Source organism: Thermomonospora cellulosilytica (assembly GCF_014138835.1).
Taxonomy (GTDB): Bacteria; Actinomycetota; Actinomycetes; order Streptosporangiales; family Streptosporangiaceae; genus Thermomonospora; species Thermomonospora amylolytica.
In genome coordinates this window covers 2,885,949-2,900,662 of the sequence record NZ_JACJII010000001.1, presented here as the reverse complement: position 1 = coordinate 2,900,662, position 14,714 = coordinate 2,885,949, and the positions used below count along the sequence as shown (strand labels likewise).

At 72.3% G+C, this 14,714-nt stretch carries 18 protein-coding genes and 1 pseudogene; 8 read left to right on the top strand and 11 right to left on the bottom strand.

The features are described from left to right. Positions 1-101: 101 nt before the first annotated feature. Complete coding sequence (locus HNR21_RS13995; RefSeq protein WP_182705561.1) at positions 102-1,331, top strand: helix-turn-helix domain-containing protein; 1,230 nt, start codon at positions 102-104, stop codon at positions 1,329-1,331. Positions 1,332-1,715: 384 nt separating this feature from the next. On the opposite strand, the gene cyaB is transcribed toward HNR21_RS13995, so the two are convergent. Then, a complete protein-coding gene (gene cyaB, locus HNR21_RS13990) occupies positions 1,716-2,270 on the bottom strand; it encodes a class IV adenylate cyclase (RefSeq protein ID WP_182705560.1) in 555 nt (184 codons plus the stop codon). Further along, positions 2,257-3,063, bottom strand: a complete 807-nt coding sequence (locus tag HNR21_RS13985; RefSeq protein ID WP_220500150.1) for a helix-turn-helix domain-containing protein — start codon at positions 3,061-3,063, stop codon at positions 2,257-2,259. Before HNR21_RS13985 ends, cyaB begins: the two co-directional genes overlap by 14 nt. A 448-nt stretch (positions 3,064-3,511) precedes the next feature. Between HNR21_RS13985 and HNR21_RS13980 the strand changes: the two genes are divergently transcribed. Continuing rightward, positions 3,512-3,769 (top strand): hypothetical protein, encoded by a 258-nt coding sequence (locus tag HNR21_RS13980; protein ID WP_182705558.1) that lies wholly within the window; start codon positions 3,512-3,514, stop codon positions 3,767-3,769. Between the two features lie 13 nt (positions 3,770-3,782). On the opposite strand, the gene HNR21_RS13975 is transcribed toward HNR21_RS13980, so the two are convergent. Further along, positions 3,783-4,736, bottom strand: a complete 954-nt coding sequence (locus tag HNR21_RS13975) for a pirin family protein (protein ID WP_182705557.1) — start codon at positions 4,734-4,736, stop codon at positions 3,783-3,785. Between the two features lie 78 nt (positions 4,737-4,814). On the opposite strand from HNR21_RS13975, the gene HNR21_RS13970 reads away from it, so the two are divergent. Together HNR21_RS13970 and HNR21_RS13965 are read left to right on the top strand one after the other, a co-directional pair. Beyond that, the gene (locus HNR21_RS13970) at positions 4,815-5,255 is read left to right on the top strand and encodes a carboxymuconolactone decarboxylase family protein (RefSeq protein WP_182705556.1); all 441 of its coding nucleotides are present in this window, start codon (positions 4,815-4,817) and stop codon (positions 5,253-5,255) included. Between the two features lie 177 nt (positions 5,256-5,432). After that, positions 5,433-5,915 carry an HU family DNA-binding protein gene (locus tag HNR21_RS13965; RefSeq protein WP_182705555.1) on the top strand — a complete coding sequence of 161 codons (483 nt, stop codon included), beginning with the start codon at positions 5,433-5,435 and terminating at the stop codon, positions 5,913-5,915. A 2-nt stretch (positions 5,916-5,917) separates the two neighbouring features. On the opposite strand, the gene HNR21_RS13960 is transcribed toward HNR21_RS13965, so the two are convergent. From HNR21_RS13960 to HNR21_RS13940, 5 genes are all read right to left on the bottom strand, one after another. Next, positions 5,918-6,310 carry a DUF4180 domain-containing protein gene (locus HNR21_RS13960; protein ID WP_182705554.1) on the bottom strand — a complete coding sequence of 131 codons (393 nt, stop codon included), beginning with the start codon at positions 6,308-6,310 and terminating at the stop codon, positions 5,918-5,920. Then, positions 6,303-7,181, bottom strand: a complete 879-nt coding sequence (locus tag HNR21_RS13955; RefSeq protein WP_182705553.1) for an alpha/beta fold hydrolase — start codon at positions 7,179-7,181, stop codon at positions 6,303-6,305. Before HNR21_RS13955 ends, HNR21_RS13960 begins: the two co-directional genes overlap by 8 nt. Beyond that, positions 7,178-7,594: a helix-turn-helix domain-containing protein gene (locus tag HNR21_RS13950; RefSeq protein ID WP_119727474.1), complete on the bottom strand. Its 417-nt coding sequence runs from the start codon at positions 7,592-7,594 to the stop codon at positions 7,178-7,180. The genes HNR21_RS13955 and HNR21_RS13950 overlap by 4 nt, the downstream gene beginning before the upstream one ends. 75 nt (positions 7,595-7,669) lie before the next feature. After that, positions 7,670-8,422 carry an enoyl-CoA hydratase-related protein gene (locus HNR21_RS13945; protein ID WP_182705552.1) on the bottom strand — a complete coding sequence of 251 codons (753 nt, stop codon included), beginning with the start codon at positions 8,420-8,422 and terminating at the stop codon, positions 7,670-7,672. A 49-nt stretch (positions 8,423-8,471) separates the two neighbouring features. Beyond that, a complete protein-coding gene (locus HNR21_RS13940) occupies positions 8,472-10,271 on the bottom strand; it encodes an acyl-CoA dehydrogenase (protein WP_182705551.1) in 1,800 nt (599 codons plus the stop codon). Between the two features lie 193 nt (positions 10,272-10,464). Between HNR21_RS13940 and HNR21_RS36360 the strand changes: the two are divergent. From HNR21_RS36360 to HNR21_RS13925, 4 genes and pseudogenes are all read left to right on the top strand, one after another. Next, a pseudogene (locus tag HNR21_RS36360) lies at positions 10,465-10,773 on the top strand (SAM-dependent methyltransferase); the annotation flags it as partial. 103 nt (positions 10,774-10,876) lie between these two features. Further along, positions 10,877-11,194, top strand: a complete 318-nt coding sequence (locus HNR21_RS36355; protein WP_312881022.1) for an SAM-dependent methyltransferase — start codon at positions 10,877-10,879, stop codon at positions 11,192-11,194. 338 nt (positions 11,195-11,532) lie between these two features. Then, on the top strand, positions 11,533-11,808 hold the full coding sequence (locus HNR21_RS13930) for a DUF4235 domain-containing protein (protein WP_119727471.1): 276 nt from the start codon (positions 11,533-11,535) through the stop codon (positions 11,806-11,808). Beyond that, complete coding sequence (locus HNR21_RS13925) at positions 11,805-12,884, top strand: YihY/virulence factor BrkB family protein (RefSeq protein WP_246442156.1); 1,080 nt, start codon at positions 11,805-11,807, stop codon at positions 12,882-12,884. The genes HNR21_RS13930 and HNR21_RS13925 overlap by 4 nt, the downstream gene beginning before the upstream one ends. Here HNR21_RS13925 and HNR21_RS13920 read toward each other — a convergent pair. The 3 genes from HNR21_RS13920 to HNR21_RS13910 are packed head-to-tail and all read right to left on the bottom strand — an operon-like array spanning position 12,874 to position 14,642. Further along, positions 12,874-13,893, bottom strand: a complete 1,020-nt coding sequence (locus HNR21_RS13920) for an alcohol dehydrogenase catalytic domain-containing protein (RefSeq protein ID WP_220500149.1) — start codon at positions 13,891-13,893, stop codon at positions 12,874-12,876. The two genes, HNR21_RS13925 and HNR21_RS13920, sit on opposite strands and share 11 nt — an antisense overlap. 13 nt (positions 13,894-13,906) lie before the next feature. After that, positions 13,907-14,200 (bottom strand): hypothetical protein, encoded by a 294-nt coding sequence (locus tag HNR21_RS13915; RefSeq protein WP_182709000.1) that lies wholly within the window; start codon positions 14,198-14,200, stop codon positions 13,907-13,909. 16 nt (positions 14,201-14,216) lie between these two features. Further along, positions 14,217-14,642 (bottom strand): SRPBCC family protein, encoded by a 426-nt coding sequence (locus HNR21_RS13910; RefSeq protein ID WP_182705549.1) that lies wholly within the window; start codon positions 14,640-14,642, stop codon positions 14,217-14,219. Positions 14,643-14,714: the final 72 nt, after the last annotated feature.

Sequence of the window (14,714 nt, the reverse complement as noted above, 5' to 3'; positions counted from 1 at the left end):
TGGTGGCTGCTGGCCGGCTGGACCACTCTGGTGTCCTGACGTCACAAGGCTCCGCACCGTAGCCTGGTGAGTGCGACGTCCCCCAGGGAGGTGTGGGGCCTATGCCCGACAGCAGCAGCGTGCTTGACCCGGCGGCTCCCTTCAACGCGCGACTGCGGTATCACCGGGAACGGACAGGAATGTCCCGGGCGGTGCTCGGCGGCCTCGTGGGTCGGTCGGCCGGGTGGGTCAAGGGGCTGGAGTCCGGGCGGCTGCTCCAGCCGCGCCTTCCGATGCTGGCGCGGCTGGCCAACGTCCTCGGCGTGGACCTCGAAGACCTCACCGGCGAACAGGGCCTCCCCGTGACCACCTATACCAAGGCCGCCCACGAACATCTCCCGGCGGTGACGGCGGCGCTCACCGACTACCCCATCGACACGACCGGCGTGGAACCGCTCCAGCCCGCGGAACTGGCCGCCAAGGTCGCGCAGGCGTGGCAGCTCTGGCACGGGGCCGCCCGGCAGCGCACCGCCGTCGCCGTCGTCCTGCCCGACCTGATCCGGCAGGCCCGCCTGTCCGCGCGGCTGCTGGACGGGCCCGATCGGCGTGCCGCACATCGCCACCTGGCGCAGGTCTACCACCTGGCCCAGCTCTTCCTGTCGTACCAGCCGGTCCCGGAGATGCTGATGCTGTCCGGGGACCGGGCGATGGGGGCGGCGCAGGACGCCGACGACCCGCACGCCATCGCCGCCGCCGCCTGGTACATGAATCACGCGTTCCGTAGCGCCGGGGAACGAGATGAGGCCCGCATCGACCTGGCCACCCGCGCGGCCCGGCTGCTACGGCCCGACCGTGGCGGGGAAGACCTGGCCCGATGGGGGCTGCTCCAGCTCGCCATCGCCCTGTCGCATGCGAAGTCCGGCCGTGAGGGGCACGCCCTGGGAGCGTGGGACGAAGCGCACCGTGCGGCCCGCGCCCTCGGGGACGGCTACTCGCATCCGTGGCTGATCTTCGGACCCGGGATGGTCGACGCGTACGCGGTGACGATCCAGGCGGACCTGATGCACGCCGGTACGGCGACGCGGCTGGCTGATCGGCTGGAGCTGGACGGCATGCCGTCGGCCACCCGCCGGTCGTTCCACCTGGCGGAGGCGGCCCGCGCCTACTTCCTGCGACGCGAACACCTGGGCACCGTGCATCTGCTCCGCAAGGCGTACCAGGTGTCCCCCGACACCACCCGGTTCAGCCTGTTCGCGCGGTCGGCGGTGCTGGAGCTGTCGGAGACGGGCGGCCCGGCGATCCGTGATGACGTGGCGGAGCTGTCCCGGGATCTGGGGCTGACCGCCGCATGATCCTCTGAGAGGTACAGGTTGTACCCCTCGGCGTAGGGGGACGGCGTGAGCCGTTGGGCATGCGCCACGCTCCTACCGTCCCTGTCATGAGACAGTTGCGGAACGTTACGAGGGTGTACGACCCCGATCAGCGGGCGACCGCCGCCCGTCTCGAAGCGCAGTACCGTCCCCGCTGGGCCGTCTGGTGGGGAACGGGGACCCGCCGGTTCTGGGCCGTTCCGTGCTGGCAGGGCGCTCCCGTTCTGATCGTGGAAGGCCGGAACGTCGATGAGCTTCTGGCCGCAATGCGCGCCGCCGAGACCGGTCCGGCCCGTACCCCGATCGGCGCTTGGGGGCGGCCGTGATGACCACCGATGGAGAGCGCCGCCAGGCCCTCGACGGCCTTCACAGGCGCGCCTGGAGAACGGCGTCGGTGTACTGCTCAGTGGTCAGGTCGTCCTTGGTGACGCCCAGTTCGGCCAGCACGGCGCGCACGTCGGCCAAGGCGCTCTCGACATCACCGGGGTCGGCCATGGTCTCCAGCTCGACGAACGTGCCGTTCAGCTCGGGAACGGTGACGACGGTGGCGAGCATGTCGCGGCCTCGGGCGGTGAACCGGTAGTTCGCGCAGTGCTTGGTCAGGCTCACGTACTCAACGGCTCCCAACGCCCGAAGCACGGTGTCGATCACGGCCGGGTCGGCGACCTTGGTCTCATGCTCGGGCTTGCTGCCGGACGCGGCGTCAACGGGCGGCTCCTTGTAAGTGAGAACGGTCCGCCGCACACCGCCGGTCTCCACCACACGAACGCGCAGCTCCCGGCCTTCACCGGTAAGGGTGCCATCCGGCCGGTCGTAGTAGGTGTCCCGGTAGACGCTCAGCTCTTCGTCCGCCCGTTCACGGAGCCGGGCACGCAGTCCCTCGGGATCGCGGACGCGCGCCTTCAGCTCAGCCTCGATCACCGGCCATCCCTTCCCCTGGGCGCCGGGATCGGCGCCACATGTCGTCGAACTGCCGTCGGAACCCTGTGTGCAGCACGCCGTTGGCCGCTGCCGTCAACTTGTACACCGCCGACCGGTGGCCTTCATAGCTGGTGCCGAACGCGGACAGGTAGAGCGTCCCGTCGAAGCGGAGCATGCGCCAGGTGGGCAGTTCGTCGTACAGGCGGACATGCAACCGGATGCGAGGATGCGCATCCAGTTCGGCAAGCCGGGCCAGCGACAGGCGGATGCCGGCGATGAACGCCTCGGCGGACTCGGCGATCTCCTCCGCCCGCACCGCCGCGGCGGGTGCGTCGGGGTTCAGCAGCAGCGCCCGCACCGTGACGGGAGTCGGCCGGTTGGTCAGCGGTCCGCGTAGGAGGGAGTCGTTCAAGGCCAGCAGGCCAAGGGCGCGCACGGCGAGGATGTCGGCTTGAGCAGCCGTGCCAGCCTGCTGGCGCAGTTCCCGTGCGGCCTCGGCCTGATCGGTGAACACGCGGGCGATCTCGGCGTGACCGGTCAAGGTACCGGACTCGGCAGCGCGGCGAGCGGCCAAGCCGAGTAGGGCGCGGGCGTCATCGGGCATGGTCAGACCGTCAGCGATGCGCTCGAACACGTCCAGCCGGGTCACGGTGCGCTTGCCGTTGATGATCTCGTTCATGCGGCCCTGGCCGAGGCCGGTCGCGACCGCGAGCCGAGCCTGACTGGCGCCGGTGTACTGCTGGGCGAACCGCAGCACCGCGCCAACGTCCCGGGCGGCGAGCGCCGCGCGCAAGTCACCTCGCCGCCACGCGGACGCGGGTAATTCGACGGGTCCGTATCCTGCGTTCTCCATCTCACGATGAGAGTACATCTCACGGTGAGATACCCGCCGAGGGATCGAATGCGCCACCTGGCGCGATTTCACTGAGCACCCGAACCACTATCGTCACCGAGGGAGATGGAAGGGTGCGAACGACAGCCCAACGGCAACGACCGCCCGCCGCCCCCAGGCCGTACGACCCCGATCAGCGGGAGACCGCCGCCCGTCTCGAAGCGCAGTACCGTCCCCGCTGGGCCGTCTGGTGGGGAACGGGGACCCGCCGGTTCTGGGCCGTTCCGTGCTGGCAGGGCGCTCCCGTTCTGATCGTGGACGGCCGGAACGTCGATGAGCTTCTGGCTGCAATGTGCGCCGCCGAGACCGGTCCGGCCCGTACCCCGGTCGGCGCTTGGGGGCGGCCGTGATGACCACCGACGGGGAGCGCCGTGACGCGCTCAACGCGCTTGCCGCCGTGCTGCGTGGTCAGGGTTACCGCGTCACCGTCGCCGGCTGGCATCTGTCGGCCGGTGACGGGTCCGGGCGGGTCGCCGAGGTGTGGGTGCAGCGCCGTGCGGACGACAACGGGCGGCTGTGGTTCACCCGTTCCGGCGGCGCTCCGATCTGCGAGGTGGGCCAAGCGATGGACGCCGTGGTGGACGTCAAAAGTCAGTTGGCCGAGTAGGCCGCCGGTCCGGTCAGGCGATCGTGTTTCCGTGGCGGTCTCGGGACTTGAGGCGGACGGTGGGCATGGCAGGGGCGGGGAGCGGGGGTGCTTCGCAGTCGGGGACCTTGCCGAAGCGGCGGCCGTTCGCCCAGTCCTCGCGGGCCTGGACGATCTCCTCGTGGGAGCGGGCGACGAAGTTCCACCACATCACGAGGGGTTCTTCGAAGGGTTCGTCGCCGAGGAGGAAGAGGCGGGTCTCGTCGTCGGCGTGGAGGGGGATCTCGGTGCGGCCCTGGCCCAGGTAGAGGAGAGAGCCGGGGGTGAGCGGGGTTCCGGCGGCCTCGGCGGTGCCGGTCATGACCAGGACGGCGTACTCGAACGCGGGGTCGGCGGGCAGGCGGCAGGCCCCGTTCAGCATGATCTCGGCGCCGACCAGCGGGGTGTGGACGGTGGCGGGGGAACGGGTCCCGTCCAGCTCACCGACGACCACGGTGATGTCGGCGTCGTCCTGCCGCAGGGTCGGCAGGGCCGGGTGGTGCTCGAAGGCCGGCTCGCCGTGGCGCGCGCTCTCCGGCAGCGCCACCCACAACTGGAGGCCGTGCATGCCGGGTGGGTGGTCGGGCGGCGACTGCTCGGAGTGGGCGATGCCGTGGCCGGAGGTCATCAAATTGAGCTGGCCGGGGCGGATGGGCTGGGCGCTGCCCAGGCTGTCGCGGTGCATGATCTCGCCGTCCGCCAGCCAGGTCACGGTCTGCAGGCCGGTGTGCGGATGCGGCGGCACCTGCATGCCGGGGCGGCCGGTCACGTCGTCGGGGCCGAAGTGGTCGGCGAAGCACCACGCGCCGACCATCCGGCGGCTGCGCTGCGGCAGCAGGCGGCGGACCGTGGTGTAACGCCCCAGCGGAACGTCGTGTCCCGGCAGGAGCACGCTTTCGGGCTCGGCCACGGTAGCGACCGTGCAGCCGTACATCGTCTGGTCGGTCATGCCTCGAATCTGCCCGGAATTTCGTGTCACACGTGCCGGTGGTCCGTCGTCTCCCTGGTGACGAAGGGAGAGAACGACATGCCGAGACTGGATCTGATGGCGACGGCGGCCGAGCCGTACAAGGCGTTCATCCAGGCCAACACCGCGATCACCGAGGGTCCGCTGGACCGGACCGTGTTCGAGCTGGTCAAGCTGCGGGCCTCGCAGCTCAACGGGTGCGTGTTCTGCATCGACATGCACTCGCACGACGCCCTCGAGCACGGCGAGGACATCGACCGGCTGCTCCAGCTCGCCGCCTGGCGGGAGTCGGAGCTGTACACCGAGGCGGAACGGGCGGCGCTGGCCTACACCGAGGCCGCCACCCGCCTCGGCGAGCACGGCGTGCCCGACGAGGTGTGGAACGCGGTGACCGAGCACTTCTCCCCCGAGGAGGCCGGTCACCTGGTGGCGGCGGTGGCGCTGATCAACGCCTTCAACCGGCTGGCCGTCCCGCTGCAGACCAAGCCGCCGCGCCGCTGATCCACTCGTCGGGGCCTGAGGGGCATCCCCGGAAGGACACGTCGCCGGGCCGGGACCACGGCCCACGGCCCGGCCCGGCGACGTTCCGGTCACGAAATCCGGCCCGCCGTCCACGGAACATCCGCTTGATCTACATTGACCGCCAGGTGAACGAGCGACGGCCGAAAGGTGCTGCCGGTGAACAGGACCGAGCTGATCGAGGCGGTGGCAGCACGCGCGGGCAGTGACCCGGCGGCGGCCCGGCGGCATGTGGACGCCGTCTTCGAGGAGATCATGGAACGGGTGGCCGCCGGGGAACGGGTCCTGGTGACGGGCTTCGGCACGTTCGACAGGCTGTCCCGCCCGGCCCGCACCGCCCGCAACCCGCGCACCGGCCAGCCGGTCGAGGTGCCGGCCACCGAGGCGCCGCGGTTCCGGGTCGGCCAGACGTTCCGCGACCGGGTGGGCCGCGGCGTCCCCGCCGCCGAGGCCCCCGCCGCCCCGGCGGCCGAGGAGGTCCCGGTGGTCGAGGAGGCCCCGGTCCCGGCGCCGGCCAAGGGCAAGAAGGCCAGGAAGGGCGGCAAGGCCGAGGCTCCCAAGAAGAAGGCCAAGGCCGGCGCCGAGGCTCCCAGGAAGGGCAAGAAGGCCGCCGAGCCCAAGGGCAGAAAGAAGAAGAAGTAGCCTCAGACCGAGCCGCGGACGGCGCGGATCCGGGCGAACTGGGCGCGGAGGTCGTCCAGGTCGGCGGCGAACCGGACCCGCCCGGTGCCCCGGCCGTACTCGCGGACGAGGTCCCGCAGGGCGTCGCTGGCGGCGACGTGCGCGGAGATGTCACCGAGGACCGCGACGCCCATCCCGTAGCCGGCGAACTTCTGGAGGATCGCGCCGGCCACGCCGGTGCGCAGCCTGAAGAAGTCCTCGTGCAGGCGGGCGACCGGAATGACGACCCAGCCGGCGTCCTGGTACCCCGCGTTCCCGATGAGGTCCAGGGCGTCCTGCTCGCCGCCGATCGGCGCGCCGTCCGGTGCGCACATCAGCACCGCGACCCCGTCGACGTGCTCCACGGCGTCAGGCATTGCGGACCCCTTCCCCGGCGGTGAGGAACTCCAGGACCGGACCGGTCTGGTCGCGCAGCAGGTGCCCGGCGTCGGGCAGGCGGCGGACCACCGCGTGCGGCACCGCCCGTTCCACCCGGCGGCGGGTGCCGTGCGAATCCAGCAGCCGGTCCCGGTCGCCGACGATCACCAGCAGCGGCATGGCCGACCGCGCCAGCCGCTCCAGTTCCGCGTCGCCGATCACCGGGATCCGGTCCCGCCGGGGGCGCAGGTGCCGGTTGACGAGCCCGAGGAAGTCCATGATCGCCTGCTCGTGGGGCGTCACCGGGGGCCCGCCGCCCAGGACCAGCCGCATGGCCCGGCCGCGGCCCCACTCCCCGAACGGCATCAGCGCCTGGGCGGCGAGGACCGCGCTCCACCGCTGCCTGCCCAGCCCGGCCGGGCACAGCAGCGCCAGCCGCTCCACCCGGTCCGTGCGGCGGATGGCGTAGTCGAGGGCGATCCATCCGCCGAACGACACGCCGACGAACGCCGCCCGCCGCACGCCCAGCCCGTCCAGCACGTCGTCCAGCCACAGCGCGTGGGCGTCGGAGTCCAGCGGGGGGCGGGACGGGGCGCTCAACCCCGGTTCGCCGATCACGTCGACCGCGTACACACGCCGGTGCCCCGACCAGACGGCCGCGTCGCCCGCCCAGGTCAGCGCGTTCGAGCCGGCGCCGTGCAGCAGCACCACCGGTGGCGCGCCGGGCGGGCCGCAGGCCACGACGAACGTGTCGCCCTCGCGGGTCGGCACGGTCCGGTGTTCGGCGGGCACCGGCCATCCGGCCAGCAGTTCCCGGTAGCGGTCCCGGACGGCGCGGGCGCCGGCCGCGGAGGTGAACACGCCGTTCATCGCCCCTCCAGCAGGGTGTGGACGATCTTGAGCAGCTCGGCGGTGCCCTCCGGGCCGCCGAGCAGGATGATCTTCGCGGCGGCGCGTTCGGGGTCGTGGACGACCTGGATCCGCAGCGGCCCCAGGTCGTGGGCGTGCGCGGTGGCCGACGTCAGCACGGTGGTGAGCCGGTCCAGTTCCGCCCGGTCGATCCCGTCGACCTGCACGATGCTCGTCACGTCGACCCGGCGGCGCGGCGCGGCCTGCGGGAGCGGGCGGCCGGTGAACTCGGCGAGGTCCTCCGGCGCGATCCGGTACTGCTTGCCGATCCGGACGGCCTTCAGCCGCCCGTCCCGGATGTAACCGCGGACGGTCTTGACATGGAGGCCGAGCAGGTCGGCCACCTGCTCGACCGAATAGGGCTGTGCGGGCACGACGATCCCTTCGAGAGCACCTGTCGCACTCTCGAAACTACCCTATTTTCCTCTGTGATGGGGAACGATGGGGAACTACAGCGCCCATCGGGGAGGGCGCTTCTCGAAGAACGCGCGGCGTCCCTCGGCGGCCTCCTCGCTGGCGAAGAACTCTGCCGAGACCCGCTCGGCCAGCGGGAACGCCTCGTCGCGCGGCATGCCCCGCAGCTCGGCCAGCAGGCTCTTGGTGCGGGCGACCGCCTTGGGCTCGGTGGCGCGGAACGCCTCCAGCAGGCCGCCGACCGTCTCGTCCAGCCTCTCGCGCGGGCAGGCCGCGGTGACCAGCCCGTGCTCGGCGGCCTCGGCGGCGCTGAAGGTCTCGCCGGTCAGGAAGTAGCGGGACAGGGCGCGGGGGCTCATCCGGTCCCGCAGCACCACCGCGATCATCGCGGGCACCACGCCGATCCGGACCTCGGTGAACGCGAACGTCACGTCGTCGGGCGCCACCGCCAGGTCGCAGGCCGCCACGATGCCCAGGCCCCCGGCGCGGGCCGGGCCGTTCAGCCGGGCGATCACCGGCTTGGGCAGGTCCATGATCGCGGCCAGCAGCTCGGGGATCGAGGGGCCGCCGGTCACCCCGGCCTGGATCTCCTTGAGGTCGGCGCCGGCGCAGAACACGGTGCCCGCCCCGGTCAGCACCACGGCCCGGATCCCGTCGTCGGCCGCGACCTCGGCCAGCCGCTCCCCCAGCCCGGTGCGCACCGCCACCGACAGCGCGTTGCGCCGCTCCGGCGCGTTCAGGGTGATGGTCGCGATGCCGCGCTCGACCTCCAGCAGAACCTCGCTCATGACGCCCTCCCGTGAGTTGGACGCGATCATGTTCCTACATCGCGCCCGGTCAGAACCACGCGGGGTCCATGTCCAGGGTGGTGCGGTCCAGGCTCGCCAGCAGGTCGAGCTGGGGGCCGGTCCGGGGCAGCTCGTAGCGGAAGAAGTACCGGGCGGCCTGCCGCTTGCCGGTGTAGAAGTCGCCGTCCTTGCCGTGGGCGGCAAGCACCTGCTCCAGCCACATCCAGGCGACCACGATGTGCCCGGCGGCCTCCAGGTAGACCGAGGAGTTGGCGAGGGTGACCTCGACGTCGCCCGCGCTCCACAGCCTCACCGTGACCTCGGCGAGACGGTCGAACGCGGCCTGCAGGCCCTCGGCCATGTCGGCGGGCTCCCCGCCCGCCTCCCGGGCGCGCCGCACCGTGGCGGCGATGCTCTCCCCCAGCACCCGCAGCCCGGCACCGTCGTTGAGCACGACCTTGCGGCCGAGCAGGTCCAGGCCCTGGATGCCGTGGGTGCCCTCGTGGATGGGGTTGAGGCGGTTGTCGCGGTAGAACTGCTCCACGTTGTACTCGCGGGTGTAGCCGTACCCGCCGTGGACCTGGATGGCCAGGGAGTTGGCCTCCAGGCACCACTGCGACGGCCAGCTCTTGGCGATCGGGGTGAGCACGTCCAGCAGCGTCGCGGCCCGCTCCCGCTCGGCCTCGCTCTCGGCGGTCCGCTCCTCGTCCACCAGGAGGCTGCAGTACAGGCCGAGCGCCAGGCCGCCCTCCACGTAGGACTTCTGCGCCAGCAGCATCCGCCGTACGTCGGCGTGCTCGATCAGCGGCACGGGCGGGGTCGCGGGGTCCTTGGCACCGACCGGCCGCCCCTGGAGACGGACCTTGGCGTACTCCAGCGCGTGCAGGTAGCCGGTGTAGCCGAGCGCCGTCGCGCCCAGGCCGACGCCCACGCGGGCCTCGTTCATCATCGAGAACATGTAGGCCAGCCCCTTGTGGGGCTCGCCGACCAGGTATCCGACCGCTCCGGCACGCCCGCCCGGAGTGTGGGCGCCCTCGCCGAAGTTGAGGACGGTGTTGACGGTGCCGCGATAACCCATCTTGTGGTTGAGGCCCACCAGCGCGATGTCGTTGCGCTCGCCCAGGGAGCCGTCCTCGTTCAGCAGCACCTTGGGGACGATGAACAGCGAGATGCCCTTCACCCCGGGCGGCCCGCCGGGGATCTTGGCCAGCACCAGGTGCACGATGTTGTCGCTGAGGTCGTGCTCGCCCGCGGAGATCCACATCTTGGTGCCGGTCAGCCGGTAGGTGCCGTCCGGCTGCGGCTCGGCGCGGGTGGCGATGTCGGCCAGCGACGACCCCACCTGCGGCTCCGACAGGCACATCGTGCCGAGGAACCGCCCCTCCATCATCGGCCGCACCCAGGTGTCCACCTGCTCCGGGCTGCCGTGCGCGACCAGCAGGTTGGCGTTGGCGATGGTCAGGAACGGGTACGCGGCGGTGCCCACGTTGGCGGCGTGGAAGAACGACAGCACCGCCTTGGACACCACGTTCGGCAGCTGCATGCCGCCGAGCTCCTCGTCGAACTCCCCGGCGATCAGCCCGGCCTCGGCGAACGTCCGCACCGCCTTGCCGACCTCGGGGATCATCACGACCCGGCCGTCGGGCCCCAGCCGCGGCTCGTTCGCGTCATTGGCCTTGTTGTGCGGGGCGAAGTGGTCGGCGGCGATCCGCTCGCCGAGCTCCAGCACCGCGTCGAACGTCTCCCGGGAGTGCTCGGCGAAGCGCTCGCGGGCGGTCAGCCGGGTGACGTCGAGCCACTCGTGCAGCAGGAAGTCCAGGTCACGGCGGGACAGCAGCAGGGCGGGCATGGGCATCCTCGGGTCGGGCAGGTGAGCGTGCGCGGACCCACGGTACGCCCGCCGCCGCGGTGACCCGGACCGGCCCCCGCCCCGCGGCGCACCGGGCAACGGACGGACCGAAACACATGTCGAAGGCCGTCGCCGCGGCGTCCGGCCGCCGTAGCTTCACTTCGTGAAAATCCTGGTCAAGACGGTTGTTTCAATGGCGGCGGCCATTGTCGCGCCATCCCGGAACGGCCGGATCCGGCTATCCGCGTGCCCGTTCCGGCCGCCGGGCGTCAGGATGGGTCTCCCCTACAGGTTGTGCTGGAGCTTCCCCATGACGACACCCGAAGCGATTCCCGGAATCGACACCTCGGTGCCGCATTCCGCGCGGATCTGGAACTACTGGCTCGGCGGCAAGGACAACTACGAGATCGACCAGATGGTCGGCGACCAGGTGGCCCGGGTCTACCCCGACATCGTGCGGATCGCCAGGAACACCCGGCTGTTCCTGGGCCGGGCGATCACCTATCTGGCCGGGGAGGCGGGCGTCCGCCAGTTCCTCGACACTCGACCAGGCCAGGGAACTGCTGGACTTCACCCGCCCGGTCGCGCTGATCCTGCTGGGCGTCATGGGCCACATCACCCCGTACGAGCGGGCCCGCGAGATCGTCGCCACCCTCGTCGACGCCCTCCCCTCGGGGAGCCACCTGGTCCTCGGCGACGGCGTCGACACCGACCCGGCGGGCGTGGAGTCCATGAAGCTGTACGCCGACAGCGGCGCCATCCCCTACAACCTGCGCAGCCCCGAGGAGATCACCGCGTTCTTCGACGGCCTGGAGCCCGTCGAGCCCGGACTGACCTCCCCCACCCGCTGGCGGGCCGAGGACCCCGCCCCCTGGCCCAACATGCACGATCCCAACATCTGCGGCGTGGCCCGCAAGCCCTGACCCCGCCGGTGCGGGCCGCCGCGTCGGCGGTCCCGCACCCCGTCTCTCACCAGCGCGTCCGCATCACCGGCGGCCGGTCCCCGCGCCGCCGCGCCCGCCGCCGGAGCCCCCGCAGCACCGCCACCGCACGACGCTCCCCGAGCATCGCCAACCACCTCGTATGCACCCGACCCGCCCCACTCGGCATGCACGAATGCTAGGAGTCCCGCCCCGCGCACACACCGCGATCACCGAAACCCACCGGCGGCCTGGCGCGGAAAGGCGGTTTAGGGCGGCGCTGGGGGGAACGGGCTGAATCTGCGGAAGGCCATGCGACGGGCTGCACGGAGGGATCGACGATGGTCTACAAGGTGTTGTCGCTGGTCTCCAGCGTGCTGGGCGGCATCGTGGCCGGGATGCTGTTCAAGCGAATATGGAAGCTGGCCGCCGGGGAGGACGAGGCCCCGGACGTGGAGGACATGAGCCGCGGCTGGGTGGAGGTGCTGGCGGCCGCCGCGCTGCAGGGCGCGATCACCGGGATGGTCAAGGGCGCCACCAAGCGGGCCGGCGCCCGGAGCATGCACCGCACCCCCACCGGCCGGACGAGCAGGGAGACGGCGGGTATCGCGCGATGAGCAGACGCACCGAGGATCGCCGGGAGAACGCACCGCACACTCCGCCGCCGGACGCGCACGAGCGGGGGCCCGACAGCCTGTCGGAGATGCCCAAGGCGTCCTGGGGGGCGGCGGTCAAGCGGACGTTCCGGGAGTTCAAGGACGACAACCTGACCGACTGGGCGGCGGCGCTGACCTACTACGGGGTGCTGTCGATCTTCCCGGCCATGCTGGTGATCGTGTCGCTGGTCGGGCTGGGCGGCCAGTCGGTCTCGCAAGGGCTGATCACCAACGTGGGCGAGCTGGCCCCGGGCGCGGTCCGCGACGTGCTGGCCAACGCGCTGAACGAACTGCAGCGCGGGCGCGGCGGGGCCGGGCTGGTGGCGATCCTCGGCCTGCTGGTGGCGATCTGGTCGGCGTCGGGGTACGTGGCGGCGTTCATGCGCGCCTCCAACGCCATCTACGACGTGCCGGAGGGCCGGCCGATCTGGAAGACCCTGCCGCTGCGGGTGGGGGTGACGCTGGCGGCGCTGGTGCTGCTGTCGGCCTCGGCCATCGCGGTGGTGATCTCCGGGCCGATCGCGCAGAAGGTCGGGGACCTGCTGGGGCTGGGCGCGCAGGCGGTGACGGTGTGGAACATCGCCAAGTGGCCGGTGCTGCTGGTGGTGGTCAGCTTCCTGTTCTCGCTGCTGTACTGGGCGTCGCCGAACGCCCGGCAGGGCTTCAAGTGGGTGACGCCCGGCGGGCTGCTGGCGCTGGGGGTGTGGCTGCTGGCCTCGGCGGGCTTCGCGTTCTACGTCGCCAACTTCGGCTCCTACAACAAGACCTACGGCAGCCTGGCGGCGATGATCATCTTCCTGGTGTGGCTGTGGATCAGCAACACCGCCCTGCTGCTGGGCGCCGAGCTGGACGCCGAACTGCAGCGCGGCAAGGCCATCGCGGGCGGGCTGACCCCCAGCGACCGGGAGCCGTACGTGGAGCCCCGGGACACCCGCAAGTTCCCCGAGGACCTCAAGCAGGAGGTCGAGCCCACCAAGAGCGACACCAAGAGCGACGCCAGGACCGGCACCAGGACCGACAACGACCTCAAGGACTGAGCACCAGGCGGATCGGGGCGCCCTGCTTGGTGCGCAGGCGCTCCACCGCCTCGGGCGCCTCGGCCAGCGGCAGCACGCCGCTGACCGAGCGGGAGAACTCCACCCGCCCGCCCCGCACCAGCCGCACCAGCTCGACGACGTGCCGGAAGACGGAGCCGTAGTGGCCGCGGACGTCCTGCATCCCGACCGTGAACGCGGTGCCGCGGGTGATGGTCAGCAGCCCGTCGGTCAGCCCCACCAGCACCAGCCGCCCGCCGCGGGCGCGCTCGGTGCCCCGGGCCAGCACGGCGACCGCCTGCTCGCGGACCGGCGCCGCCCCCGCGAAGTCGAACGCCGCGTCGAGCCCGTGCCCGCCGGTGGCGGCGAGGATCCGTTCGGCCAGGTCCGGGGCGGCGGGATCCAGCGCCAGGTCCGCGCCGAACTCCAGGGCGCGGTCCCGGGCGGCGGGCAGCGGGTCCACCGCGACGACCGGGTGGGCGCCGATCATCCGCAGCAACTGGACGGCGTGCGCGCCGAGCCCGCCGACGCCCCACACCCCCGCCGCCTCGGCCGGGCGCACCCCGCCGGTCGCGGTGATCGCCGCCCACGGCGTGGACACCGCGTCCGGGATGAAGCACGCCTGCTCGAACGGCAGGTCGTCCGGGATCGGCACCGCGGTGTGCGCGGTGGCCAGGGCGTACTCGGCCCAGCCGCCGTCGTAGTCGACGCCCCGGGTGTGGATCGCCCCGCCGCGTTCCTCACCGGCCTGGAGCAGCACCCGCTCGCCCGCCCGGCGGCCGGTGACGCCCTCGCCCACCGCGTGGACGGTGCCGGCGACCTCGTGGCCGAGGGTGACCCGGTCGCCTTCCAGCAAGTGGGGGGTGAGCACCCCCTCGATGAGGTGGACGTCGGACAGGCACACCCCGGCCGCCGCCACCTTGACCAGTAATTCGCCGGGGCCGGGCTCGGGGACCGGGACCCGCTCCATCCGCAGCTCCCGGTCCCGCACGTGCAGGCGGCCGGCGAGCATCGTGGCCACGGTGTCAGGCCCGGCCGCCGGTCGACTGGGTGCCCTCCTCGAAAGGCTCGTCGCCCTGGTCGCCGGGCGGCAGGCCGGCGTCCTCGTCGCGGGCGAACTCCCGCTGCTGGGACGGCTCGGCGGTCTCCCCCGGCCGCATCCGGACCCCGGCGAGGATGTCGTCCTCGGGCGGCTGGTAGCCCTCGGCGGCTCCGGCGGTGCCCGGCACGACCCGTTCCCGCACCTGGCTCTCGTGCCCGGAGTGCGCGCCAGGTCCACGGTCGATCCGGCTGCGGTCCTCGTCGTTCGGCGTGCTCATCGGCTCTCCTCGTTGATCAGTAGCCCGGCTGGGCGACCCGGCGGCCGACCTCCTCGGCGAGCCGGTCCAGCGACCGTTCCAGCGAACGCCGCGTGACGTCCCCGGCCCGGCCGGAGCCGCTCGCCTCCGGCTGGTCGCCCAGGAACGACAGGTGCACCACGACCTCGCTCGCCCCGGCGCCGGCGTCGGTGACCTGCAGCCAGCCGGTGTAGTCCGGCCGCTCCTTGATGCCCCACTCCAGCCGGAGCTGCTCGGGGACCTTGCGCATCAGGCCCTGGTGGGTCTCGCGGCCGGTCTCGGCGTCGGCCTCGGCCAGGCCGGGGGCGATGTCGCGGACGTGGATCTCCTCGGGCAGCCAGCGGTCCATCGTGGACACGTCCGACGCCACGTCGAACACGACGCGGCTCTCCGCCGGCATGCCACGGGTCGCTTCGTACTCCATGGAGCCTCCCTCCTGAACGCCCGAGCGCCCTACCCGGGGTCATCTGAGGCAAACCGGTGTTGCCCGGGCGCG

Coding starts and splice junctions, on each gene's coding strand:
- HNR21_RS13930 (WP_119727471.1), top strand. CDS start 11,533: ATGGTCTACAAGGTGTTGTCGCTGGTCTCCAGCGTGCTGGGCGGCATC.
- HNR21_RS13955 (WP_182705553.1), bottom strand. CDS start 7,181: ATGAACGGCGTGTTCACCTCCGCGGCCGGCGCCCGCGCCGTCCGGGAC.
- HNR21_RS13960 (WP_182705554.1), bottom strand. CDS start 6,310: ATGCCTGACGCCGTGGAGCACGTCGACGGGGTCGCGGTGCTGATGTGC.
- HNR21_RS13980 (WP_182705558.1), top strand. CDS start 3,512: ATGACCACCGACGGGGAGCGCCGTGACGCGCTCAACGCGCTTGCCGCC.
- HNR21_RS36355 (WP_312881022.1), top strand. CDS start 10,877: ATGGGCCACATCACCCCGTACGAGCGGGCCCGCGAGATCGTCGCCACC.
- HNR21_RS13920 (WP_220500149.1), bottom strand. CDS start 13,893: ATGCTCGCCGGCCGCCTGCACGTGCGGGACCGGGAGCTGCGGATGGAG.
- HNR21_RS13975 (WP_182705557.1), bottom strand. CDS start 4,736: ATGACCGACCAGACGATGTACGGCTGCACGGTCGCTACCGTGGCCGAG.
- HNR21_RS13945 (WP_182705552.1), bottom strand. CDS start 8,422: ATGAGCGAGGTTCTGCTGGAGGTCGAGCGCGGCATCGCGACCATCACC.
- HNR21_RS13940 (WP_182705551.1), bottom strand. CDS start 10,271: ATGCCCGCCCTGCTGCTGTCCCGCCGTGACCTGGACTTCCTGCTGCAC.
- HNR21_RS13925 (WP_246442156.1), top strand. CDS start 11,805: ATGAGCAGACGCACCGAGGATCGCCGGGAGAACGCACCGCACACTCCG.
- HNR21_RS13915 (WP_182709000.1), bottom strand. CDS start 14,200: ATGAGCACGCCGAACGACGAGGACCGCAGCCGGATCGACCGTGGACCT.
- HNR21_RS13995 (WP_182705561.1), top strand. CDS start 102: ATGCCCGACAGCAGCAGCGTGCTTGACCCGGCGGCTCCCTTCAACGCG.
- HNR21_RS13910 (WP_182705549.1), bottom strand. CDS start 14,642: ATGGAGTACGAAGCGACCCGTGGCATGCCGGCGGAGAGCCGCGTCGTG.
- HNR21_RS13970 (WP_182705556.1), top strand. CDS start 4,815: ATGCCGAGACTGGATCTGATGGCGACGGCGGCCGAGCCGTACAAGGCG.